The sequence below is a fragment of the Microbacterium esteraromaticum genome (assembly GCF_900163815.1).
Lineage (GTDB): Bacteria > Actinomycetota > Actinomycetes > Actinomycetales > Microbacteriaceae > Microbacterium > Microbacterium esteraromaticum_B.
The window spans coordinates 137,538-160,650 of the sequence record NZ_FUKO01000020.1 but is presented as its reverse complement, the minus strand read 5'-3'; the positions used below and the strand labels follow the sequence as shown (position 1 = coordinate 160,650).

Below are 23,113 nucleotides of genomic sequence, written 5' to 3'. Positions count from 1 at the left end.
CGGACACCAGAGTATGGTGAGCGGCATGAGGCGACGACGGCTCTGGATCGCGGTGCAGGATGCCGTGCTCGCGCTCGCCGTCGTGGCGCTCGGTCTCGCTGAACTGCGGGTGCCATTCGCGTCGGTGAACGGCGACGGCGACCCCGTGCTCAGCGCCATCGGGGTGATTCTTGTCGGCCTTCTCCTGGCCGTGCGCAGACGGTGGGTGCCCGCCTCCATCGGCGTGTTCTTGATCTGGCTCGCGATCGGCATCGTCTCGCTGGGGGCGATGCACGCGCTGTTCTTCGGTCAGGTGCTGCCGTTCATGATCGCGCTGTACTCACTGGCCCGGCACGGTCAAGGCCGCACGCCATGGATCGGCGCGGGCGTGGCGGCGGTCACGCTGATCTTCGGCGACATCTTCATCGACGCGCTGCACGGAATCGAACAGCTCATCTTCCACTGGACGGTGTTCGCCATCGCCTTCGTGATCGGGTGGGGACTGCGTGCATCCGAGCACAGAGCCGTGACCGCTGCTGTGCGGCTGAACGCCTTGGAACAGGAATCCCGCGAAGAGACCACCGCTGCTGTGGCGGCCGAGCGCTCTCGGATCGCCCGCGAATTGCATGACATCCTCGCCCACTCCGTCAGCGTGATGGTGGTGCAGGCGGGTGCAGCCGAGCAGGTCGTCGAGGACGATCCAGTTTTCGTGCGTCGCGCGCTGCAGAGCATCCGTGCAACCGGTACGACATCCCTCGAGGAAGTTCGCAGGGTCGTAGCGATGCTGCGCGACCCCGACGACGACGTCTCGACGGATCCCCAGCCAGGGATTCATGGGCTGCAGGGCCTGGTCGACGCCTCCGCCAACGAGCATCTTCGCACCCGGCTCGACCTCGCGGGCGAGATCACCGCTGTGCCCGCTGGGCTGAGCCTTGCTGTCTATCGCATCGTGCAGGAATCGCTGACGAACGTGCGCAAGCACTCTGCCGCCACCCGGGCGGACGTGCGCGTGCGCATCACAGCCGAAGGCATCGAAGTCGACGTGACCGATAACGGCACACGTACGGCCAGATCCGATCGCGTCGGGCACGGTCTTATCGGCATGCAGGAACGCACGGCCCTCTATGGCGGCACGCTCATTGCCGGCCGCATGGATTCCGGGTACCGCGTCAGCGCGCGTCTGCCCACCTCGGTGGTGAGCCATGACCACCGCTGACTCCGCATTGCGAGTGCTGGTCGTCGACGACCAGGAGCTGGTGCGCACCGGGTTCCGGCTGATTCTGGAGCGTGCCGGCATCGAAGTGGTGGGCGAGGCGGCAGACGGCATCGAGGCCATCGAGATCGTGCGCGCATCGCTACCAGACGTCGTGGTGATGGATATCCGGATGCCGCGCCTGGACGGGATCGAGGCGACCCGACGCATCGTCGGGGGCGAGAACCCGCCCAAGGTGCTGGTGCTGACCACGTTCGATCTCGATGAGTACGTCTACGGCGCCATTCGGGCCGGCGCATCGGGCTTCCTACTCAAGGACGTCTCTCCGGAGGGTCTCGTGCAGGGAGTGCGAGTGATCGCTGCCGGGGAGGCGATGCTCGCGCCTTCGGTGATCGGTCGTATCGTCGAGCGGCACGGCACCATCCCTGATCCTGCGCAGCCGCCAGCCGCAGTGCGGGCACTCACCGAACGGGAGATAGATGTAGCGCGGCTCGTCGCGCGCGGCTGGCCGAACGCAGAGATCGCATCCCGCATGTTCCTCAGCCCTGCCACGGTGAAGTCATACGTATCGCGTCTGCTCACGAAGCTCGATCTGCGAGACCGGGTGCAGATCGCGGTGTTCGCCTACGAAGCGGGACTCGTCCGGGTCGGTGATCCGCAGGACTGAACCGCGATGCAGCACGCGGGCCGGATGCTCACCGCGATGCGAGGCCTGCCAGCAACTCGAGCACACACAGCGCGGCGAGCCGAACGGTGCGCGCATCGGAGGAATCGACGGTCGCATCCACCTCGGCGATGTCAGCGCCGACGACGCGCGGGTCGGCGGCGACCGCGCGGGTGAGGGCACGCAGCTCCCACGCCTGCAGGCCGCCGGGCACGCTGGCCGGGCAGCCGGGGGCCACCGCCCGGTCGCACACGTCGACGTCGATGTCGAGATGGATGCGGGGCTTCGCGCCAGCACCCGCGACCTCGAGCGCCTCGGTGACGACGTCGGCGATGCCGCGGCGACGCACCTCGTCGAGTGTGATCACACGGATGCCCCAGTCCTGTGCGCGCTGCGCGTAGGCCGCCGAGTTCGCGAAGTCGGTGACGCCGATCTGCACGATGCGCGCGGGGTCGACCTGCTCGTCGGTGGGAGCGTCCTGCACGAGTCGCCTGACCGGCGAGCCGTTGGAGACGCCCTCGCGCAGATCGAAGTGCGCGTCGAAGGTGATGAGTCCGGTCGCGCCGCTGCCGCGCGCCGCAGGATATGTCAGCGAGTTGTCGCCACCCAGTGCGATGACGAAGGCGGGTATCAGTTCGCGGATGCGCGCCACGGCGGCCTCGATCCCGTCGGCGGAATCGCAGTCCGCCACATCGCCCGCATCCGCGATGCGCAGCTGCTCGTTCAGATCGATGATCGGCGGTCCCATCAGCGTCGTGCTGTAGCGAGCCAGCGCTTCGCGGATCGCCGCCGGAGTCGCATGTGCTCCCGTCGGCGACAGCGACGTCTGCCACGTGGGAATGCCCAGCAGCACGGCATCCGCCGTCTTATCGAAAGCGGGCCATCCGCCTGCGCGGGGCCAGAGCGGATCTTGTGAGAGCGTCATGTCAGACTCCAGGGATCAGGGCGTGGGCGACGGTGTAGATCGCAAGGCCCGCGAGGGCGCCCACGACCGTGCCGTTCAGGCGGATGTACTGCAGGTCTCTTCCGACCATGAGCTCGATCTTCTCGGTCGTCTCGGCCGGATCCCAGCGCTCGACGGTGTCGGTGATGATCGAGGCGATGTCATGGCGATAGCGGTCGACGAGGAAGACAGCGGCATCCGACACCCAGACATCGACCCGCTTCTGCAGCGCAGCATCCGTCGTCAGCCGCTCGCCGATCTCCTGCACCGCCTGCGCCGCCCGCATCCGCAATCCGCTCGTCGGATCCGCCAGCGCGGTCAGCAGACCCGCCTTGGCCGTGTTCCATGCTTCCGCCGCCAGCGCACCCACCCGGGGACTGTCGAAGAGCGACGCCTTGGCATTCTCCAGCTTCGCCCGCGTCTCGGGATCGTTCTGCAGGCTGTCGGCCAGCCGACCCAGGTAGCCGTCGATCGCGAGCCGTGCCGGATGCCGGGGATCGGCCTGCACAGCATGCACGAACTTGACCGCCTCGTGGTACACAGTGTCGTCGACGAAGCGGTGCGCGAGTTTCGGCACCCAGCCGGGCAGCCGCCGCGAGACCAACCCGGTGAAGGAGGCTGCGTTCGCCTGCAGCCAGCCCGCGATGCTGTCCGCCGCGAGATCCACCGCGCCGTGGTGCGCGTCGGCCTCGACGATCTTCTCCAGCCAGGCACCCGCCGGTGGCCCCCACTCCGGTGCCACCAGGTGCTCGCGGGCGAGGTCAGTGATGAGATCGCGCACATCGTCATCGCTGAGCGCTTTGAGCACGCCTGCCGCGATGGAGGCGCCCTCTGCGGCGACGCGCTGGGCGTTCGGCGTCTGCTGCAGCCATTCGCCGGCGCGCTGTGCGATGGGGGTGCTGCTCAGCTTCGTGCGCACGACATCGGCGGCGAGGAAATTCGTCTCGACGAACTCTCCGAGAGTGCGGCCGATCTCGTCCTTGCGATTCGGGATGATCGCCGTGTGCGGTATCGGCAGGCCCAGCGGTCGGCGGAACAGCGCGGTCACGGCGAACCAGTCGGCCAGTGCACCGACCATGCCGCCCTCTGCCGCCGCCCGCACATACCCGAGCCAGGGGAAGCTGCTCTGCTGCCAGAAGGCGACGACGAACACGGCCGCTATGAACAGCAGCGCGCCCAGCGCGACCGCCTTCATCCGGCGGAGCCCTCGCATGCGCTCTTGATCGGCGGGAGAGAGCAGCGCCATCGGTGTTCGCGGCATGCCGCCATCCTTTCACGCCGACTACGCTCGACGTGTGATCGAAGACATCAAGAAGCGTGCTCTGCACCGCACCAGCATCCTCGAAGGACAGCTGCGCGGCATCGCGCGGATGATCGAGAGCGAGGAGTACTGCATGGACATCATCACGCAATCGCGTGCCGTGCAGCGCTCACTCGAGTCGCTCAACCGGCTGCTGCTCGAGAACCACCTGCGCACCCACGTCACCGACATGTTCGAGCACGGCGGCGACGAGCGCGACAAGGCGGTCGACGAACTGCTGAAGGCGTTCGACTTCGATCGGAAGTAGTCGCGCCTACGACTCCAGGGGCCCGAGCCAGGCGCTGGCCGAGGTCGAGTGCGCGGACTCCGGGTCAGAGGGATGGAACATCCCCGCGAGCACATCGCGGTACAGGCGCGACAGTTCGTTCGACGTGAAGTACGAGCCGCCGCCCGCGACGAGCATCGCCTCGTCGACCACCTGCTTGGCCATGACCACAGCGCGGTGCTTCACCCCCGACAGCAGGGGGAACCATCGCGGGCCGTGATCGGCGAGGTCGTCGACATCTCGGGAGAGGACCGAGATCTGCGGCGGGAGCGCGTCGTAGGCGAGTGCCATCTCGGCGATCCGCCAGCGGATGTCGGGGTCCTGACTGTAGCTGGTGCCGCTCTTCTTCGATCGCCTCGTCTGCGCGGTCGCCACCGCGAGCTCCAGCGCACGCCGAGCGATGCCGGTGTACACCGAGGCCAGCAGGATCTCGAACACGCTGAAGATTCCGAACACGATCGGGTCGGGGTTCGGCCCCGGGTCGATGCGGCGCACGACATGCTCCGCCGAGGCCATGGCGCCATTCAGCCGAGTGGTGCGGCTCTGCGTGCCGCGCATGCCCAGGGTGTCCCAGTCGTCGCTCGTGACGACAGCATCCGTGCGCTCGATGAAGGCGAACACCAGTTTCGGAGCGTCTTCGCTGGTCGTGTCGAGCCCATGGAGCCCGAGCCGGGTCCACACCGGCGCGAGCGAGGTGAAGATCTTCGTGCCGGTGAAGGAATAGCCGCCATCGGGCTGCGGCACAGCATCCGTATCGCTGCCGAACAGCACGAGGTCGTTGCCGCCTTCGCTGATGCCGAAGGCGAACACCTCGCCGGCGGCGGCGCCATCCTGCACGAACTCCATGCCGGTCACGCCGCGGTCGGAGAACACCTTCGCCACGCCCGTCCAGACCAGGTGCATGTTGATCGCCAGTGCGGTCGCGGGGGATGCCGTGGCCAGGCGCTGCTGCAGGAGTGCAGCCTGCTCGAGGCCGAGCCCGGCGCCGCCGCGCTCGGTCGGCACGAGAACAGCCAGGTAGCCGGCTGCGCGCAGCTCGTCGAGGTCGTCCTGCGGGAAGGTGTTCTCGCGGTCGTGCACGACCGCGCGGTCACGGATGCGTTCGAGCAGATCGTCGGGAAGATAGTCGGTCGGGTCGAATGCGGTCATATCAGGGCCTCCAGAATCTGCCGGATCGTCTCGTGCGGATCATCGCGGTGCGGGGAGTGGCCCGCACCGCGGACGATCGACATGGTCGCGTGCGGGTTGGCGAGTACGGATGCCGCAAGCTCGCCGGTGAACAGGCTGTACACCTTCGGGTCGGCGCCGATGATGTGCGTGGGCGTCGCCAGGCGGGCTGCCTGCTCGCGCACATCCCACGGGTCGTTCTGCGCGCTCGTCTGCTCCACAGCCCATCGGCTCGCACGAAGCACAGCATCGACTTTGAGTTCGATGTCCTGCGGGTGCCACTGCGGGTGCTCGTCGCGGACGGCGGCGACGCTGGGTCGGGTGAAGGCGCGCTCCTGACTGCGGCGGATGATGCCGGCATCGCGGCCGGTGACGCGGATCGCCGGGTCGATGAGCACGAGTCTTCGCGTCCAGGCAGGATCGGATGCTGCCGCCACGGTGCTCGCTGCTCCGCCGAGGGAGTGACCGATCACGGCATCCCACGGCGCGGTGGTCGGCGCGGAGCTGTTCCGGATCTCTGCCGGACGCACCGCCGCGAGGTCGGCGGCGTAGGCGTTCATCGAATAGTCCAGTGCGCGAGGTGCATTGCCGTGCCCGCGCAGATCGACGGCGGTTGCCTGCCATCCGGCATCCGCCAACGCCGTTCCGATGCGCCACATGAGCGCCGCCGATGAACCGAGGCCGTGAACGAGCAGCGCTCGCCGCGGTCCATCACCCCAGGTCAGGCGGGGGAGGGCGAGTGGTGCGGGCACGGATCCAGCCTAGATGTCGGGGCGTGCTCAGGGCAGTGCGGTCGTGATCGGCTCGGTGTCCGGATACGGTGCGGGGTCGCGGTGGCGCAGATCGGGGAAGAACCGTACGAATGCCACGGCGACGAGTAGCCCGGCGATGGCGAAGACCACCCCCGCGAGGTAGGCGCCGCTCGGACCGCTCTGATCGATCAGGATGCCGGCGACGGCGGATCCTGCTGCCGCGCCGATCAGCTGACCGGTGCCCGCCCAGCCGAAGGCCTCGGCCGTCTCACTGAACTTCACGCTCGCGGTCGTGATCGCGAAGAGCACGGCGAGGGCGGGCGCGATGCCGATGCCGGCGAGCACGAGGGTGCCGCCGATCCAGAACACGTTCAGCGACACCATCGTGAGGCTGAGGCCCACGGTCACGATCAGCAGCCGGCGCGCCATCGCCCACGGTCCGATCAGACGATGCCCGAATGCGAGCCCGCCGCCGAGGCTTCCCACCGCGAACACGGCCAAGACCAGTCCCGCTTCCAGGCCGCCGTGCCCGAATGTGGCGACGACACCCACCTCGACCGCCGAGCAGGCGCCGATCAGCAGGAAGCCGACCACGGTCGCCAGCAGGACAGGCGGCTTCATCACCACGCGCCCGAACGCCCGACGACTGCGTGGGATGCGCACCTGCCCGACCTGCGGAGACAGGATGAACCATGCCCCGCCGCCGACGAGGATGACGGCCACCAGCAGCAGTCCGTACACGGTGCCGACCTGGGTCGATACGACGGTGATGACGACGGGAGCGACGATCCAGATGATCTCCTGCAGTGAGGCATCCAGCGAGAACAGCGGCGTGAGCTGACCGGCATTCACCAGCTTCGGGTAGATGGTGCGCACCGCCGACTGCACGGGAGGGGTGGCGAGACCGGCGAGCAGCGCCAGTGTCATATAGCCGGGAACGGCCAAGGGCAGAAGTGCGAGGGAGAGCACCGCGATGACGCACACGCTGAGGGTGAGGGTCAGTACGCGGCGCATGCCCCACGCGCCCATCCATCGGCTGGTCACCGGTCCTGCGATGGCCTGCCCGACGGAGGCCGCGGCCAGCACGAGTCCCGCCGCGCCGTACGACCCGGTCTGCCGCTCGACGTGCAGCAGAATCGCCAGGCTGATCATCCCGTTGGGAAAGCGCGCCACCAGTTGCGCGCCCATCATGCGCGCTACGCCCGGCGTGCGAAAGAGGTCCCGATATCCCGCCACGAGAGCACATTACCGACAGTCCGGAGGCTGGCGCGACAGAGCGGATGCCGGGACACGCCGCGACACGCCGAAGGGGGTTGTCCACAGGAAAATCGATGTCGGAGGTCGGGTCTAGCGTGCTGCCTGTGGATGGATTCGAAACGGGGTCCTGACAGCCGCGAGAATACGCGGTTCGGGGAGCTTTCTCGTGGGGCCCGACCTGTGGAAGAAACGGTGGACAACCTGTGTTGAACCTAGGGAGAGCGGTGGAAAACTACACGGATGTAACTACTAGACCTTGTGGTCCCACCCAATGTCCGTCCCCATATGTAGTATTGAACTCCCGGTGGGGGTCTGCCGGCAACATCTCGAATTTGAGGGGAATCAGACAGAATCATGTCGATCACGGTCTATACCAAGCCTTCCTGCGTGCAGTGCAACGCGACCTACCGCGCGCTCGATGCGAAGGGCATCGAATACGAGATCCACGACCTCTCTGAGGACGCGGGCGCTCTCGAGCAGGTGAAGGCGCTCGGCTACATGTCGGCTCCTGTCGTCGTCACCGATGAGGGCCACTGGTCGGGCTTCCGCCCCGACAAGATCGACGAACTCGCCGCTCGGCTGTCCTAGCCGGCGGGCGCACTCAAGGACTCACGGAACTCTGAGGGAGGAATCATGCGGGCGGTTGCGGTAGATGTTCCGCTGCTGGTCTACTTCTCGAGTATTTCCGGGAACACCGCACGGTTCATCGAGAAGCTCGGACTGCCCGCACGGCGCATCCCGCTGTATCGGTCAGAGGAGCCGCTCCTCATCGATGAGCCTTTCGTTCTCGTCACCCCCACATACGGGGGCGGTCAGGGCCGTGGTGAAGAGAAGGGCTCCGTGCCCAAGCAAGTGATCAGGTTCCTCAACGATGAGCGCAACCGGCGTCACATTCGCGGAGTGATCTCCGCAGGAAACACCAACTTCGGCGATGCTTTCTGCCTCGCCGGAGAGATCATCAGCCGCAAGTGCGACGTGCCGCACTTGTATCGGTTCGAAGTATTCGGCACGCAGGACGACGTCGATCGCGTAAGCGACGGATTGGAACAATGGTGGAATCGACAGTGACAGACCAGGTCGAGTTCAAGGCCAACCCCGCGTTTGAAGGGCTTGATTATCACGCCCTCAACGCGATGCTGAACTTGTACGACGCAGACGGCAAGATCCAGTTCGACGCCGATAAGCGCGCCGCACGGGAGTACTTCCTGCAGCACGTGAACCAGAACACGGTGTTCTTCCACTCGCTGAAGGAGCGGCTCGACTACCTCGTCGAGAAGGAGTACTACGAGGGCGCGGTCATCGACCAGTACCCGTTCGAGTTCATCCAGAAGATCAACGACTTCGCCTACTCGAAGAAGTTCCGCTTCGAGACGTTTCTCGGCGCGTTCAAGTACTACACCAGCTACACGCTGAAGACCTTCGACGGCAAGCGCTACCTCGAACGCTTCGAGGACCGCGTCGTCATGACCGCTCTGGCGCTCGCCGAAGGCGATGAGCAGGTCGCACTCGACCTCGTCGACGAGATCATCTCGGGGCGCTTCCAGCCGGCGACGCCCACCTTCCTCAACGCAGGCAAGGCGCAGCGCGGAGAGCTCGTCAGCTGCTTCCTGCTGCGCATCGAAGACAACATGGAGTCGATCGCCCGCGGCATCAACTCCTCGCTGCAGCTCTCCAAGCGCGGCGGCGGCGTCGCGCTCCTGCTCAGCAACATCCGTGAGTCGGGTGCGCCGATCAAGCAGATCGAGAACCAGTCGTCGGGCATCATCCCGGTGATGAAGCTCCTCGAAGACAGCTTCAGCTACGCCAACCAGCTCGGTGCACGTCAGGGTGCCGGTGCCGTCTACCTGAACGCGCACCACCCCGACATCATGCGCTTCCTCGACACCAAGCGCGAGAACGCCGACGAGAAGATCCGCATCAAGACGCTCTCCTTGGGTGTCGTCGTGCCCGACATCACCTTCGACCTGGCGAAGAAGGGCGAGGACATGTACCTGTTCTCGCCGTACGACGTCGAGAAGGTCTACGGCGTGCCGTTCGGCGACATCTCTGTCACCGAGAAGTACCACGAGATGGTCGACGACTCGCGGATCAAGAAGACGAAGATCAACGCGCGCGAGTTCTTCCAGACCCTCGCGGAGATCCAGTTCGAGTCGGGTTACCCGTACATCATGTTCGAGGACACGGTGAACAAGGCCAACCCGATCAAGGGCCGCATCAACATGTCGAACCTCTGCAGCGAGATCCTGCAGGTGAACACGCCGACGACGTACAACACCGACCTGTCCTACGACCAGATCGGCAAGGACATCTCGTGCAACCTGGGTTCGATGAACATCGCACTGGCGATGGATTCCAACGACCTCGGCAAAACCGTCGAGATGGCGATTCGGGCGCTGACCGCGGTCAGCACGCAGAGCCACATCGGATCGGTGCGCTCGATCGAGGACGGCAACGATCGCACCCACGCGATCGGTCTCGGGCAGATGAACCTGCACGGCTACCTCGCTCGTGAGCGGGTGTTCTACGGGTCAGAAGAGGGCCTCGACTTCACGAACGTCTACTTCTACACGGTGCTCTACCACGCGCTGCGCGCGTCGAACCGACTCGCCATCGAGCGTGGCGAGACCTTCGACGGCTTCGAGGACTCGACGTACGCGTCGGGGGAGTTCTTCGACAAGTACATCGAGCAGGCGTGGGTGCCGGCGACCGACAAGGTCAAGGAGCTCTTCGCGGGCCAGCACATCCCCACCCAGCAGGACTGGAGTGCGCTGAAGGACAGCATCCAGCAGCACGGCATCTTCAACCAGAACCTGCAGGCGGTGCCGCCGACCGGATCTATCTCGTACATCAACAACTCGACGTCGTCGATCCACCCGATCGCATCGAAGGTCGAGATCCGCAAGGAAGGCAAGCTCGGTCGCGTGTACTACCCGGCGCCGTTCATGACGAACGACAACCTGGAGTACTACCAGGACGCCTACGAGATCGGCTACGAGAAGGTCATCGACACGTACGCCGCTGCCACCCAGCACGTCGACCAGGGCTTGTCGCTGACGCTGTTCTTCAAGGACACCGCCACCACGCGCGACATCAACCGCGCGCAGATCTACGCCTGGCGCAAGGGCATCAAGACGATCTACTACATCCGTCTGCGTCAGATGGCGCTCGAGGGCACGGACATGTCGGAGTGCGTCAGCTGCATGCTGTGACTCTCTGATCGAGAATTCTTAGAAAAGGACGAACGCATGACTCCCGCTCCGAAACTCCAGCTGGTCGACAACGTGCAGGCGATCAACTGGAACCGCATCGAAGACGAGAAAGACCTTGAGGTCTGGCACCGTCTGACCGGCAACTTCTGGCTGCCTGAGAAGGTGCCGCTGTCGAACGACATCCAGTCGTGGAACACGCTCACCCCTGACGAGCAGCTGATGACGATGCGCGTGTTCACGGGCCTCACCCTGCTCGACACCATCCAGGGCACGGTGGGCGCTGTCTCCCTGATTCCCGACGCGCTCACTCCGCACGAAGAGGCGGTGTACACGAACATCGCGTTCATGGAGTCGGTGCACGCGAAGAGCTACTCGTCGATCTTCTCGACGCTCGCGTCGACGAAGGAGATCGACGAGGCTTTCCGCTGGTCGGTCGAGAACCAGAATCTGCAGAAGAAGGCGCAGATCATCGTCGACTACTACCGCGGTGATGACCCGCTCAAGCGCAAGGTCGCCTCGACCCTGTTGGAGTCGTTCCTGTTCTACTCGGGCTTCTATCTGCCGATCTACTGGTCGTCGAAGGCGAAGCTGACGAACACCGCCGACCTCATCCGGCTCATCATCCGCGACGAGGCCGTGCACGGCTACTACATCGGATACAAGTACCAGCGCGGACTCGAGAACGAGACGCCCGAGCGTCGCGAAGAGCTCAAGGAGTACACCTTCAACCTGCTGTATGAGCTGTACGAGAACGAGGTGCAGTACACGCAGGACCTCTATGACGGCGTCGGTCTGACCGAAGACGTCAAGAAGTTCCTGCACTACAACGCCAACAAGGCTCTGATGAACCTGGGCTACGAGTCGATGTTCCCCTCGACGGTCACCAATGTGAACCCGGCGATCCTGTCGGCCCTGTCGCCGAACTCCGACGAGAACCACGATTTCTTCTCCGGATCGGGTTCGTCGTACGTCATCGGCAAGGCCGAGGCAACGGAAGACGACGACTGGGACTTCTAAGAGCCTCTCTCTGAAGTTTCAGCGACCAGCTGATCAGAGGCCCGGATCCGCGAACTCGCGCAGATCCGGGCCTCTTCCCTGCGTCGCCGCTACTGTGATGGTGCGGGGCAGCGCAGCATCCGTCCTTGGCCTGCGGATCCCATTGACGCTCCTGATCCGCGGGGATACCTTCATGATGTGATCTCCATCACCGAGTTGCGCGGCATCCCCGCGTTTCATGACCTTGAGCCCGAGCCGTTGGGATATCTCGCCAGTACCGTCGAAGACATCCATCTGCTCCCCTCGGAGTACTTCGTGCACGAGGGTGATGAGCGAGCACTCTTCGTGGTCGTCGAGGGCCGTGCTGAGTTGACCAAGGTCGTCAATGGCGAAGAGCGAGTCATCGGCAGCCGCAAGCCCGGACAGTTCTTCGGCGAGGTGCCGATGACGCTGAGCACGAACTTTCCGGCCAGCGGCCGGGCGATGGGTGCGACGCGCATACTGCGCCTCGATGCGAAGGTGTTCTACACACTCGCGGCAATGGCGCCGTCAGTGCCAGCGTTCATCGCGAGCCTCGCGCGGCGCTATCTGGACTCGCTCCAGCAGATGGCATCCGAGCAGCCGACCCCTGATGCGACGCTGATCGGACCGCGAGTGGATGCCGCAGTCCGCGAGCTGGCAGGATTTCTCACGCGCAACCACGTGACGTTCGAGCGCGTCGTGCCGGAGCCCGGCGCGCACCCGAGCGCCTACCCGATCCTCGAATTGCGCGATGGCACAAGGCGCTCCTCACCGTCGATGCGTGAGGTCGCAGAGGCTGTCGGCCTCGCCGTCGAGCCGACCGCAAGCGAGTACGACGTCGTCATCCTGGGCGCGGGCCCCGCCGGACTCACCGCCGCGGTGAATGCCGCAGCCGAAGGACTGAGCACGCTCGTTCTCGAAGGATTCGCGCCCGGCGGGCAGGCCGGCACATCGACGCGCATCGAGAACTACACCGGATTCCCGTTCGGCATCTCCGGCGATGACTTGGCCAGTCGCGCACTCACTCAGGCGAAGCGGCTCGGCGCCGAGATCGTCGTCACCCGCATCGCCGAGTGCCTCGACCCGGGCGCCGTGCACACGATCACCCTTGATGACGAGGACACGCTCAGCGCTGCGGTCGTGATCATGGCGACGGGCGTGCAGTGGCGAACACTGCCTGTAGAAGGCGTCGATCGGTTCCTCGGCAACGGCGTCTACTACGGCGCCGCCCGCAGCGATGCTGCGCTCGCGCAGGGGCAGGACATCATCATCATCGGGGGTGGGAACTCCGCTGGCCAGGCTGCCGTGTTCTTCTCGCGCCACGCGCGCTCGGTCACCATCCTGGTGCGCGGCGAGTCACTGGCAGCGAGCATGTCTCGGTATCTGATCGACCAGATCGAGCACACCCAAGACATTCATGTCGAAACACACAGCCGGATCACCGCCCTCTACGGCGAGACCCATCTGGAAGCGGTCGGCGTGACCAATACGGCCACCGGAGCGACCGTCCGGAGGTCGCTGCCGGTGCTGTTCGTGATGATCGGCGCGGACGCGGTCACCGAGTGGCTGCCGTCTTCGATCGCCCGCGACAGTCACGGATTCATCCTCACCGGAGGGGATGCGGCGATGCCGGAGGGGTGGGCGGAGAGCCGCCGACCGTTCGATCTGGAGACCAGCATCCCGGGCGTCTTCGCGATCGGCGACGTGCGATCGGGGTCGGTGAAGCGCGTCGCCGCCGGAGTGGGCGAAGGCGGCATGGCGATCGCCTTCGCCCACCAGTACCTCGCACTGCGCGCGAACAATCGCTGACGGCCGACGCTCTCGCGGTGGCGCCTCCGTGCCTGGTTAACGCTCCTAGCGCCGCTGCAGCAGGTAGATGTATCCGCCGCCGACAGGGTTGTCCCAGACCATGGTGTCCTGGTCCCACGCCGTGACGGTGTATCCGTATTTGCCGCCCGGAAGCTCGATCGTCGTGCCGTTGAGGACCACGTTCGCTGCGTTCTCGGCATGGTCAGTGGCACCGGGAACATGCTGGCAGTACAGCATCCGCTCGGGGGCCGGGAAAACGTACCGGTGATCGTTCGTCACCGGCTCGAAGCCCGCACCCTCGTCGGTGTGCGTGTGCTGCCACGCTCCCACGAGCACATCCGTCAGCTCGCCTTCCTGCGAAGCGGGGGCATCGGCTGCCCCTGTGAGCTTCGGGGAGTCCCAGTCGCAGGTCTCTTCTTGCGACTGAACGGTCTCGGGTTGCTCCTCAGGCTCGTCCTCGACCGCGGGCTCCGATTCCGGGGCCGGCGCCGGTGTGTCTGCTGCCGCAGGCATCGTGGGTTTGTCGGATGCCGGCAGCGGGCCGCAGCCGCTGAGCGCGAGGGCGACGGCAACAGCCCCGACCAGGGTGGCCCACCGAACCGGGGAGTGAAGATGAGTCATTGTGTTCCTGTTCTCTGCCGCTGAAACGAGGGCACAACCGTGCCGACAAAGGGTCTACACGACGACTCTCACACAATGCTCACACGATTGCCACAGGTGCGGCATTGGTGCCTTCGATGTATGCCGTACGCCGCATGTCCCCCCGCGTACGCTGAAATCAGCGATCGGCAACTGCCCTTGGCTTCTCATGGCTCAAGGGCTTCCGACCGATAGGAGAGCACCATCTCCCTCACTCAGGTTGACACGACCACCGAAAACTACGGACCGGTTCGCCAGACGTATTCCGGCAACGCTGATTTCCCCCCGATGGCACGTGCCTACAAGGACGTACTGCATGTCATCCGCGAGATGGGGCTGCTGCGCCGCACTCCCGTTTTCTATTCGCTGATCGGGGTCGGCATCCTGCTCGCTCTCGGCGGATGCGTGACCGGTTTCATTCTGCTCGGCGACAGCTGGTTCCAGCTGCTCATCGCTGCCGCGCTCGGCCTCATCTTCACCCAGATAGCGTTCCTCGCGCACGAGGCGGCGCACCGCCAGATCCTCTCGTCGGGACCCAAGAACTTCAAGCTCGCGCTGGTGCTGGCCGCGCTGATCGGCATGAGCTATTCCTGGTGGGACTCGAAGCACACCAAGCACCACGGCAACCCGAATATGGTGGGCAAGGACCCCGACATCGAGATCGACACGATCTCGTTCCTCGATGAGGATGCTGCGAAGGCTCGCGGAGTCATCCGCTGGATCACGCAGCGTCAGGGCTGGCTGTTCTTCCCGCTGCTGACGCTCGAGGGGCTGAACCTGCACCGACTGAGTTTCATGCACCTGGCTCAGCGCAAGCCAGTGAAGGGTCGCTGGGCAGAGATCAGCATCATCGCCGCACGTTTTGCCGTTCTCCTCGTGCCGGTATTCCTGATGCTCCCGCTGGGTATGGCATTCGCCTTCCTCGGCGTGCAGTTCGCCGTGTTCGGCGTGTACATGGGCGCGTCGTTCGCACCCAACCACAAGGGGATGCCGATCATCGCCCCCGATGCTCGACTGGACTTCTTCTCGAAGCAGGTGCGCACCTCACGCAACGTGACCGGTGGCTGGTGGGCGACGTCGCTCTTCGGCGGCCTCAACTACCAGGTCGAGCACCACCTGTTCCCCAGCATGTCGCGCCTGAACCTGTCGCGCGCCCGCGAGGTCGTGCGCGACTACTGCCTCGCGAACGACGTGCCGTACACCGAGACGACGGTGCTGCGTTCCTACGCGATCGTCATCAAGTACCTGAACGAGGTCGGACTCGCTGCGCGCGACCCGTTCGACTGCCCGATGGTGTCGGAGTTCCGCCGCGCCTAGCATCCGCCTCGTGACGCGCAGCGCCCCACCGCGAGAAACCACTTCCTGCACGAGAAACCACCTCAGACGTGGTTTCTCGAGCGAGAAGTGGTTTCTCGTTAGGTGGGGATCAGTTGGCCACGCGGGCGGATGCTACGCCCGGTGCGCCGCGTAGTACGCCAGCAGCGCCTTCGTCGAAGCGTCCTGCGCGTCGATGGCATCGGCGTCGCCGTCGATCGCCGGGGCGATCTGCAGAGCCAGCTGCTTGCCGAGCTCGACACCCCACTGGTCGAACGAGTTGATGCCCCAGATGGTGCCCTGCGTGAACGTGATGTGCTCGTACAGCGCGATCAGCTGGCCGAGCACTGCCGGAGTGAGCGCCGGGGCGAAGATCGACGTCGTCGGACGGTTGCCGCTGAACGTGCGAGCGGCAACGAGGGCGCCAGTCGTTCCCTCTGCCTCCACCTCTTCCGCCGTCTTGCCGAAGGCGAGTGCCTTCGTCTGGGCGAGGAAGTTCGCGAGGAACAGCCCGTGCACGTCGCGGTCGCCGTCCTGCAGCGGATAGGCCGGGTTCGCGAAGGCGATGAAATCGGCGGGGATGAGCCGCGTGCCCTGGTGGATCAGCTGGTAGAACGCGTGCTGACCGTTGGTGCCGGGCTCGCCCCAGAAGATCTCGCCGGTGTCGGTCGTGACCGGGGTGCCGTCCCAGCGCACAGACTTGCCGTTGGATTCCATGGTGAGCTGCTGCAGGTACGCCGGGAAGCGGCTCAGCTGCTGCGCATAGGGAAGCACGGCGTGCGACTGCGCACCGAGGAAGTTCGTGTACCAGACGTTCAGCAGCCCCATCATCACCGGCACGTTCTGCGCCAGCGGGGTCGTGCGCGCGTGCTCGTCGACAGCGTGGAAGCCGGTGAGCAGCTCACGGAATCGGTCAGGGCCGAGCGTGATCGCCAGCGACAGGCCGATAGCCGAGTCGACGGAGTAGCGCCCTCCGACCCAGTCCCAGAAGCCGAACGCATTCTTCGTGTCGATGCCGAAGTCGGCGACCTTGTCGAGCGCGGTCGAGACGGCGGCGAAGTGGTGCGCGACGGCATCCGTCCGGCTCTTGTCGTCATCGCCGATGGCGCCGGATGCTGCCAGCCCCGCCCACAGCCACTCGCGTGCGAGCCGAGCGTTGGTGAGCGTCTCAAGCGTGGTGAAGGTCTTGGATGCCACGATGAACAGCGTCGTCTCGGGGTCGAGGTCGGCTGTCTTCTGGGCGATGTCGGTCGGATCGATGTTCGACACGAAGCGCGCTTCGATTCCCGCATCCGCGTAGGGCTTGAGCGCCTCGTGGACCATCACCGGACCGAGATCCGATCCGCCGATGCCGATGTTCACGACGTGGGTGACCTTCTTGCCCGTCACACCCAGCCAGTCGCCCGCACGCACGCGATCGGCGAAGGCGGAGAGGGCATCCAGCACCTCGTGCACGTCATGATCGATGTCCTGCCCATCGACGACAAGCGCGGGCGAGGCGCCAGCCGGGCGGCGCAGCGCCGTGTGCAGCACCGCGCGGTCCTCGGTCGTGTTGATGTGGGCGCCGGTCAGCATCGATGCGTACCGTTCTGCCACTCCGGTCTGCTCGGCGAGCCGCACGAGGGCAGCGACGATCTCATCGGTGACGAGGTTCTTCGACAGATCGACATGCAGGTCGGCGACCGGCAGCGACAGGCGCTCCACACGCGTCGGATCGTCGGCGAACCAGGCTCGCAGATCAGGCGAGAACGTGTCGCGGATGGTCGACAGCTCGGTCCAGGCAGTGGTGGTGGTGGGATCGATCGGAGCGCTCATGATCCCCACGTTAGCGCTCGAGAGAGCTATCGGCGACGTGCAAGTCGCGCCTCGAGGTTCGCTTTCACCGCGGGCCACTCGGGCTCGATGATCGAGTACTCGACGCTGTCTCGCAGCGCGCCGTTGCGGTACCGGCTGATCGCGCGCATCACCCCGTCCTGCTTCGCACCGAGCCGCTCGATCGCCGTGCGCGACTGGAAGTTCACCCATTGCGTGGTGAGTCCGACGCGGTAGACGCCGAGAGTCTCGAAGGCGTGCTGCAGCAGCAGGAGCTTCGATTCCGCGTTGGCGCCGGTGCCATGGGCCGATGGGCGATTCCAGGTGTAGCCGATGTGCAGGCGCGGCACACTGGCGTCGAAATCGTAGAACGTCGTCATCCCGATGATGCGCCCGGCGGCATCGAACGCGGTGAACGGCACCATCTCAGCCTTCTCGAGCAGTCCGAGGCGCCGCTCGATCTCGGCGGCGACATCGTCGGGTGCGGGCACGGACGTGTACCAGGCGGTCTCATGCAGATCGCCCTCCTGCACTGCCTCGATCAGGCCATCGACGTGCTCGCGGGCTAGCGGGCGGAGTTCGACGAGGCGTCCTGTGAGCACGACCGGGCCGGGAGTGGTGAGAAAGCGCATGCCGTCATTCTGACAGCGCGCTACCGTGGAGCACATGAAGAACGTGGCCTTCGGGCAGAGCACAGCCCCCGCCGTCATCTCCGGCATGATGCGCATCCCTGACAAGACGGATGCCGAGGTGCGCGAGCTCTACGACACCGCTCGTGCCGCGGGCATCGACTTCTTCGACCACGCCGACATCTACGGCGGCGCCATGCACGTCTGCGAAGACCGCTTCGCGTCGGCGCTGGGGCTCAGCGCGGCGGAACGAGGCGAGATCACGCTGCAGACCAAATGCGGCATCGTTCCCACAGAGCAGATGTTCGACTTCTCGTACGAGCACATCATGACGCAGGTCGAGGGCTCGCTGAAGGCGCTGCGCACCGACTACATCGACGTGCTGCTGCTGCATCGCCCGGATTCGCTGGTCGAGCCCGACGAGGTCGCGCGCGCCTTCGACGAGCTGGATGCAGCGGGCAAGGTGCGGGCGTTCGGCGTCTCGAACCACACGCCGCGTCAGATCGACCTGCTGCGCACGGCTGTCACCCAGCCGCTGATCGCCAACCAGCTGCAGCTGTCGATCACGCACTCGCCGATCATCGCGCAAGGCGTGACGATGAACATGGCGGGGGAGGATCAGGGCATTGTTCGCGACGGCGGCGGCATCCTCGAATACTGCCGCATCAACGGGATCACCATTCAGGCCTGGTCGCCGTTCCAGGCAGGATTCTTCGATGGCGTTTTCCTCGGCAATCCGAAGCACGCCGAGTTGAACGCGGTGATCGATCGGCTCGCGGCGAAGTACGACGTCGCTCCGATCGCGATCGCGACCGCCTGGATCACTCGGCACCCCGCCCAGATGCAGGTCGTGCTCGGCACGACCACGCCGCAGCGAGTGGCGGATGCCGCGGCCGGAGCCGACGTCGTGCTCACACGCCCGGAATGGTACGAGCTGTTCCGCACGGCAGGACACCTGCTGCCATGAGCGACAGCAATCCTCTGATCTCGGTCGCCGAGCTGAGCGAGCGCCTGGACGACGTGCACCTGCTCGATGTGCGCTGGCAGCTCGGCCGTGACGACGGGCGGGAGCAGTACCTCGCCGGACACATCCCTGGTGCCGTCTTCGTCGATGTCGAAAGCGACCTCACACGGCACGGTGAACCGCACGAGGGGCGGCATCCGCTTCCCGACCACGATGCGCTCGCCGCAGCGGCGCAGCGGTGGGGAATCCGCCAGGGTGCGTCTGTCGTCGTCTACGACGGCGCCGGGATGCTGGCGGCATCCCGCGCATGGTGGGCGCTGCGCCGCGCCGGTCTGAAAGATGTCCGCGTGCTCGATGGCGGGTGGCAGGCATGGCTCGCGGCGGGTGGCGCGAGTGAGACCGGAGAGACAGCTGTTCCGGCTGGCGACGTCGTGCTCGAGTCTCCCGGTGACCGGGGGATCATCGACACGTCGGCTGCCGGAGCGTGGACCGAGTCGGGTGTGCTCGTGGACGCGCGAGCGGCGGAGCGATACCGCGGCGAGACCGAACCGCTCGACCCGATCGCGGGGCACATCCCCGGGGCGCGGAACCTGCCCATTGCGCGGCTGCTGACCGATGATGGGCGCTTCGTCTCAGCATCCGACATCGCTGCGGCTTTCGACGACATCGGCGCGGATGCCGATGCCTCCGTCGCCGCCTACTGCGGGTCGGGCATCACCGCGGCGCAGCTCGCGCTCGCCGGAGCGATCATCGGCAAAGACGTGACTGTCTATCCCGGGTCATGGAGCGCGTGGTCGAATACGCCCGGGCTCCCGGTCGCGACCGGCGCGGAGTAGTCCACGATGCCCGACGGCCCGCGCGGTCGTCTACTCTGAGAGCATGCCGTTCCTGTCTGTACTCGTCATCGCCCTGATGGTGTTCGCCCTGGTGGACATCATCCGTCGCGATGATTCGCAGGTGCGCTACATGCCGAAATTCGTCTGGCTGCTGCTGGTGATTCTGCTGCCGTTCATCGGGGCGGCGCTGTGGTTCGCGCTCGGGCGCGAATATCCGCAGGGCGGCCTGCAGATCGGACGGCCCGCGAGAAGCCGTGATACCGAGCCGACGCGCACGGCTGCGCCGATGGTGCCGACCGTGCCGGCAGACACACGCACTACTGAGGAGCAGATCGCCGACCTCGACCGCGAGATCGAAGAATGGCGTCTGCGGCAGGAGATCGAGAAGCGCAAGCGGGAGAACGGCGAGTCTTCAGCGGGCTCTGCGGGTTAGACGACAGCCAGCGACGCGCGGATGGCCTCGCCCAGCGTCGGATACCGGAATTCGTAGCCGGCGTCGACGAGCTTTTCGGGCAGGACCCATCGGCTCTTCAGAATGAGTTCCGTTTCGGTGCGGATGCCGAGTGCACCGATCTCCAGCATCCACCGCGGCATCGGCGGGCCGAACCGCACCCCGAGCGCTCGACGCACTGTCGCCATGAACTCTCTGTTGTCGACCGGGTTCGGGGTCGCCGCGTTCACGGCATTCGCCAACTCCGGATGCTGTTCCAGAAAGTCGATGATCCCGACGACGTCGTCGACGTGGATCCAGCTGAAGCGCTGACGACCGCCGCGCGCACCAGGGAAGTGCGCGGTACCGGCCTCGCGACGCGACTTCGTCACCGGCCACCAGCCGTCGAGCTGCGTGCCGCCGAGCCCGATCCGGGCTAGCCCGCGCAATGGTCCGAGCACTCCGTCGTCGCCGAGCACGATCGCGGTGCGCAATGCCACGCGACGTGTCTCAGGGAGCTCATCGGCGAACAGCGCTCGCTCCCACGCCTTGGCGACTTCCACCGAGAACCCGGTGCCGAGCTCTCCGGTCGATTCGGTCATCGGCCGATCTTCTGCGTGCCGGTAGATGGTCGCGGTCGATGAGTTCACCCACAGCGGCGGTGGGGTGCTCGCACGGGCGATGGCGGTGCTGAGTGCGGCCGTGGTGTCGAGCCGTGAGCGGAAGATCTCGGCTCTGTTCTCCGGGGTGTAACGGCAGCTGACACTCTTGCCTGCCAGGCCGATCACGAGCCCGGCGCCGTCGACAGCCGCACCGATGCCGTCCTGATCGTTCCAGGACAGGTTGGCGCCCGAGCGCGAGACCGTCACGACCTCACGACCCTCAGCTCGATACTTCTGCTGCAGGTGGCGCCCGATGAACCCCGTCGAACCGCCGATGACGACCCTGGACATCAGACTCCCGCCTGCACTCGGTACTCGAAGGTGCCGTCGTATTCATACAGACGGCCGATGAGCGGCATATCGACGGTCAGCACCACACGCTGGCGGCCGGACTGCTTCTCGGCGCTCTCGCGCAGCCGGACGACCGGTGCGATCAGTCGCGGAAGGCGGATCCGCAGCCAACCCCACCTGATGCCGACCGCTTTGCTGCGCAATGCCAGAGCGTCGCCGTCGACGAAGACCTCGAACGAGACGGCGAGCGTGGTCGGCTCGCCGAGCTGATCGACGACCGTGCCGCGAGGATGCGCGCTGACGGCATCCTTCATGGTCCAATCGCCGTCGGGCAGGTGCAGGGTGCGCACACCGATCGCTGTGCTCGCGATCGTGCGGTTGCGCACCGTGAACGGCACGTCCTCGTGCCAGCCGGCGTGGACGACGCCGCGGTTCTGAAACAGTCGCAGAATCGGCCAGAGCCAGCGTCGCGGAGTGCCGATCCGGTGGAAGACGCCCTCACCGATGCCGACCTGGCCGCGCGGCACCGCAGAGAAGTAGGCGCGGAGCGCCGGATGCAGGAGCGTCCGCTGCTGGCCCAGGGCCCGAAGGTACGGGGACTGGGGCACATGATCCATGCTTCGAGACTATCCCTCGCGGAGCATAAGGTCGGTGGGCCGTGCGGATGCCGCGTTGTTCAGCGGCTCCAACGCTCACCGGCGGCGATCGCTGCATCGATCGTGGCGGGCGATAGCACTTCGCGGATAACCATGATGGCTGCGCCCAAGACACCGGCGCGTTCTCCGGCCTGCGTCTGAACGATTGACAGGTGCTGGGTGGCAAGCGGGATCGACCGTCGATAGACGACTTCACGCACGCCAGCAAGCAGATGCTCACCGGCACCGGCAATGCTGCCACCCAGCACGATGATCGACGGATTGAGCAGGCTGACGACAGTGGCCAGCACCTCGCCGACATCCCTGCCGGCCTGTCGGGTGGCGTCGATGGCAGTGGAGTTTCCTGCGCGCACCAGGTCGACCACGTCTGAGCTGTTCTCAGCCGGCAGGCCCTGTGCGCGTAGGGATTCGGCGATCGCCGAGCCGCTGGCCAGGGCCTCGAGATCGCGCTCTTCGCCCGGCGCATGCGACGATTCCGCAGAATGGGGAACCCGCACGTGGCCCATGTCGCCGGCAGACCCCTGCGCACCACGTTGCAAGTGGCCGCCGACGATGATGCCGGCGCCGATGCCCGTTGCCACCTTGACGAAGACAAGATTTGTGGCGTCGGGGAAAGTGGTCGCCTGCTCTCCAAGCGCGAGGATGTTGACGTCATTGTCCACGAGAACGGGCACATCAAAGCTGCGGCGCACGTACTCCGGCACGTCGAACCGGTCCCAGCCGGGCATGATCGGCGGGTTGTACGGACGCCCGGTGGAATGCTCGACAGGCCCTGGCACGCCGATTCCCACACCAGCGACGCGGATGCTGCTCAAATTATTGTCTGCGAGTAGGCGACGCCATTCGTCGAGGATTGTATCGAGCACGACGAGCGGGCCTGCCGCGATATCGATCTCGTCGCGCCGCGCCGCCAGGATATGCCCGCTGAGATCGGCGATGGCCACTGTGCCGTGGGAGGCGCCGAGATCAGCCGCGAGGATCAAGCCGGCACGGGGATTGAACGCGACGCGCGACGGCGGACGCCCTCCGGTCGATGCACCCTCTCCGGCGAATGAAACCAGGCCCGATTCGACGAGCGCATCCACCCGCGAGGAGACGGTGGAGCGGGCGAGGCCGGTCAGGTGGACGAGATCAGCCTTCGTATGTGCGTGCCCGTCCAGCAGAAGCTGCACGATGTCCCCAGCTCCCGGAGATGCACCCGCGGAAAGTCGTTCGGCGTCGCTCATGCAGTCAGTAAATCACAGGTGCTTTCGCTTCTACTGGTCCAGACATTCGCGTGTCAAC

23 protein-coding genes are annotated in these 23,113 nt (G+C 65.7%); 12 read left to right on the top strand and 11 right to left on the bottom strand.

Features of this window, described 5'->3' with window-relative positions; translation table 11 throughout:
• The first annotated feature begins 25 nt into the window (after positions 1–25).
• Both FM104_RS09090 and FM104_RS09085 read left to right on the top strand, forming a co-directional pair.
• The gene (locus FM104_RS09090) at positions 26–1,195 is read left to right on the top strand and encodes a sensor histidine kinase (RefSeq protein WP_179206739.1); all 1,170 of its coding nucleotides are present in this window, start codon (positions 26–28) and stop codon (positions 1,193–1,195) included.
• Positions 1,182–1,859: a response regulator transcription factor gene (locus FM104_RS09085; RefSeq protein ID WP_087131572.1), complete on the top strand. Its 678-nt coding sequence runs from the start codon at positions 1,182–1,184 to the stop codon at positions 1,857–1,859. The genes FM104_RS09090 and FM104_RS09085 overlap by 14 nt, the downstream gene beginning before the upstream one ends.
• 28 nt (positions 1,860–1,887) lie before the next feature.
• Here FM104_RS09085 and FM104_RS09080 read toward each other — a convergent pair whose 3' ends face one another.
• Together FM104_RS09080 and FM104_RS09075 are read right to left on the bottom strand one after the other, a co-directional pair.
• The gene (locus FM104_RS09080) at positions 1,888–2,781 is read right to left on the bottom strand and encodes an agmatinase family protein (protein WP_087131570.1); all 894 of its coding nucleotides are present in this window, start codon (positions 2,779–2,781) and stop codon (positions 1,888–1,890) included.
• A 1-nt stretch (position 2,782) separates the two neighbouring features.
• Positions 2,783–4,060: a DUF445 domain-containing protein gene (locus FM104_RS09075; protein WP_087131567.1), complete on the bottom strand. Its 1,278-nt coding sequence runs from the start codon at positions 4,058–4,060 to the stop codon at positions 2,783–2,785.
• 34 nt (positions 4,061–4,094) lie between these two features.
• Here FM104_RS09075 and FM104_RS09070 point away from each other — a divergent pair, with 34 nt between their 5' ends.
• A complete protein-coding gene (locus tag FM104_RS09070) occupies positions 4,095–4,367 on the top strand; it encodes a metal-sensitive transcriptional regulator (protein WP_087131626.1) in 273 nt (90 codons plus the stop codon).
• Between the two features lie 6 nt (positions 4,368–4,373).
• Here FM104_RS09070 and FM104_RS09065 read toward each other — a convergent pair whose 3' ends face one another.
• From FM104_RS09065 to FM104_RS09055, 3 genes are read right to left on the bottom strand one after another with little or no spacing between them, the layout of a single operon-like run.
• Positions 4,374–5,534 (bottom strand): acyl-CoA dehydrogenase family protein, encoded by a 1,161-nt coding sequence (locus FM104_RS09065; RefSeq protein WP_087131564.1) that lies wholly within the window; start codon positions 5,532–5,534, stop codon positions 4,374–4,376.
• Entirely contained in the window at positions 5,531–6,304 is a 774-nt protein-coding gene (locus tag FM104_RS09060) for an alpha/beta fold hydrolase (RefSeq protein WP_087131561.1), read from the bottom strand. Before FM104_RS09060 ends, FM104_RS09065 begins: the two co-directional genes overlap by 4 nt.
• Before the next feature lie 27 nt (positions 6,305–6,331).
• Positions 6,332–7,540, bottom strand: coding sequence for an MFS transporter (locus FM104_RS09055; protein ID WP_179206738.1), 1,209 nt, complete (start codon positions 7,538–7,540; stop codon positions 6,332–6,334).
• A 375-nt stretch (positions 7,541–7,915) separates the two neighbouring features.
• On the opposite strand from FM104_RS09055, the gene nrdH reads away from it, so the two are divergent.
• The 5 genes from nrdH to FM104_RS09030 all read left to right on the top strand — a co-directional run bounded on the left by nrdH (position 7,916) and on the right by FM104_RS09030 (position 13,596).
• Positions 7,916–8,149, top strand: a complete 234-nt coding sequence (gene nrdH, locus FM104_RS09050) for a glutaredoxin-like protein NrdH (protein WP_087131555.1) — start codon at positions 7,916–7,918, stop codon at positions 8,147–8,149.
• 45 nt (positions 8,150–8,194) lie between these two features.
• Positions 8,195–8,629 carry a class Ib ribonucleoside-diphosphate reductase assembly flavoprotein NrdI gene (gene nrdI, locus FM104_RS09045; RefSeq protein WP_087131552.1) on the top strand — a complete coding sequence of 145 codons (435 nt, stop codon included), beginning with the start codon at positions 8,195–8,197 and terminating at the stop codon, positions 8,627–8,629.
• A complete protein-coding gene (gene nrdE / locus FM104_RS09040; protein WP_087131550.1) occupies positions 8,611–10,770 on the top strand; it encodes a class 1b ribonucleoside-diphosphate reductase subunit alpha in 2,160 nt (719 codons plus the stop codon). The genes nrdI and nrdE overlap by 19 nt, the downstream gene beginning before the upstream one ends.
• 36 nt (positions 10,771–10,806) lie before the next feature.
• Positions 10,807–11,787 (top strand): class 1b ribonucleoside-diphosphate reductase subunit beta, encoded by a 981-nt coding sequence (gene nrdF, locus FM104_RS09035; RefSeq protein WP_087131547.1) that lies wholly within the window; start codon positions 10,807–10,809, stop codon positions 11,785–11,787.
• Between the two features lie 177 nt (positions 11,788–11,964).
• Positions 11,965–13,596 (top strand): FAD-dependent oxidoreductase, encoded by a 1,632-nt coding sequence (locus FM104_RS09030; protein ID WP_087131543.1) that lies wholly within the window; start codon positions 11,965–11,967, stop codon positions 13,594–13,596.
• A gap of 45 nt (positions 13,597–13,641) precedes the next feature.
• Here FM104_RS09030 and FM104_RS09025 read toward each other — a convergent pair whose 3' ends face one another.
• Positions 13,642–14,217 (bottom strand): hypothetical protein, encoded by a 576-nt coding sequence (locus FM104_RS09025; RefSeq protein WP_087131540.1) that lies wholly within the window; start codon positions 14,215–14,217, stop codon positions 13,642–13,644.
• Between the two features lie 222 nt (positions 14,218–14,439).
• Here FM104_RS09025 and FM104_RS09020 point away from each other — a divergent pair, with 222 nt between their 5' ends.
• Positions 14,440–15,552: a fatty acid desaturase family protein gene (locus FM104_RS09020; protein WP_256971592.1), complete on the top strand. Its 1,113-nt coding sequence runs from the start codon at positions 14,440–14,442 to the stop codon at positions 15,550–15,552.
• 132 nt (positions 15,553–15,684) lie between these two features.
• Here FM104_RS09020 and pgi read toward each other — a convergent pair whose 3' ends face one another.
• Positions 15,685–17,364 carry a glucose-6-phosphate isomerase gene (gene pgi / locus FM104_RS09015; protein WP_179206737.1) on the bottom strand — a complete coding sequence of 560 codons (1,680 nt, stop codon included), beginning with the start codon at positions 17,362–17,364 and terminating at the stop codon, positions 15,685–15,687.
• A gap of 26 nt (positions 17,365–17,390) precedes the next feature.
• On the bottom strand, positions 17,391–17,993 hold the full coding sequence (locus FM104_RS09010; protein ID WP_087131535.1) for a GNAT family N-acetyltransferase: 603 nt from the start codon (positions 17,991–17,993) through the stop codon (positions 17,391–17,393).
• Between the two features lie 34 nt (positions 17,994–18,027).
• Here FM104_RS09010 and FM104_RS09005 point away from each other — a divergent pair, with 34 nt between their 5' ends.
• Genes FM104_RS09005 through FM104_RS08995 form a run of 3 tightly spaced genes read left to right on the top strand, consistent with a single transcriptional unit; the run spans position 18,028 to position 20,223 of the window.
• Positions 18,028–18,957 carry an aldo/keto reductase gene (locus tag FM104_RS09005; RefSeq protein ID WP_087131532.1) on the top strand — a complete coding sequence of 310 codons (930 nt, stop codon included), beginning with the start codon at positions 18,028–18,030 and terminating at the stop codon, positions 18,955–18,957.
• Positions 18,954–19,790 carry a sulfurtransferase gene (locus tag FM104_RS09000; protein WP_087131530.1) on the top strand — a complete coding sequence of 279 codons (837 nt, stop codon included), beginning with the start codon at positions 18,954–18,956 and terminating at the stop codon, positions 19,788–19,790. Before FM104_RS09005 ends, FM104_RS09000 begins: the two co-directional genes overlap by 4 nt.
• Before the next feature lie 43 nt (positions 19,791–19,833).
• Complete coding sequence (locus FM104_RS08995) at positions 19,834–20,223, top strand: PLD nuclease N-terminal domain-containing protein (RefSeq protein ID WP_087131527.1); 390 nt, start codon at positions 19,834–19,836, stop codon at positions 20,221–20,223.
• Here FM104_RS08995 and FM104_RS08990 read toward each other — a convergent pair.
• From FM104_RS08990 to FM104_RS08980, 3 genes are read right to left on the bottom strand one after another with little or no spacing between them, the layout of a single operon-like run.
• Entirely contained in the window at positions 20,220–21,173 is a 954-nt protein-coding gene (locus FM104_RS08990) for an epimerase (RefSeq protein WP_179206736.1), read from the bottom strand. The two genes, FM104_RS08995 and FM104_RS08990, sit on opposite strands and share 4 nt — an antisense overlap.
• Positions 21,173–21,790, bottom strand: a complete 618-nt coding sequence (locus tag FM104_RS08985) for a DUF4166 domain-containing protein (protein WP_087131522.1) — start codon at positions 21,788–21,790, stop codon at positions 21,173–21,175. The genes FM104_RS08990 and FM104_RS08985 overlap by 1 nt, the downstream gene beginning before the upstream one ends.
• A gap of 59 nt (positions 21,791–21,849) precedes the next feature.
• Complete coding sequence (locus FM104_RS08980; protein ID WP_087131519.1) at positions 21,850–23,055, bottom strand: ROK family transcriptional regulator; 1,206 nt, start codon at positions 23,053–23,055, stop codon at positions 21,850–21,852.
• Positions 23,056–23,113: the final 58 nt, after the last annotated feature.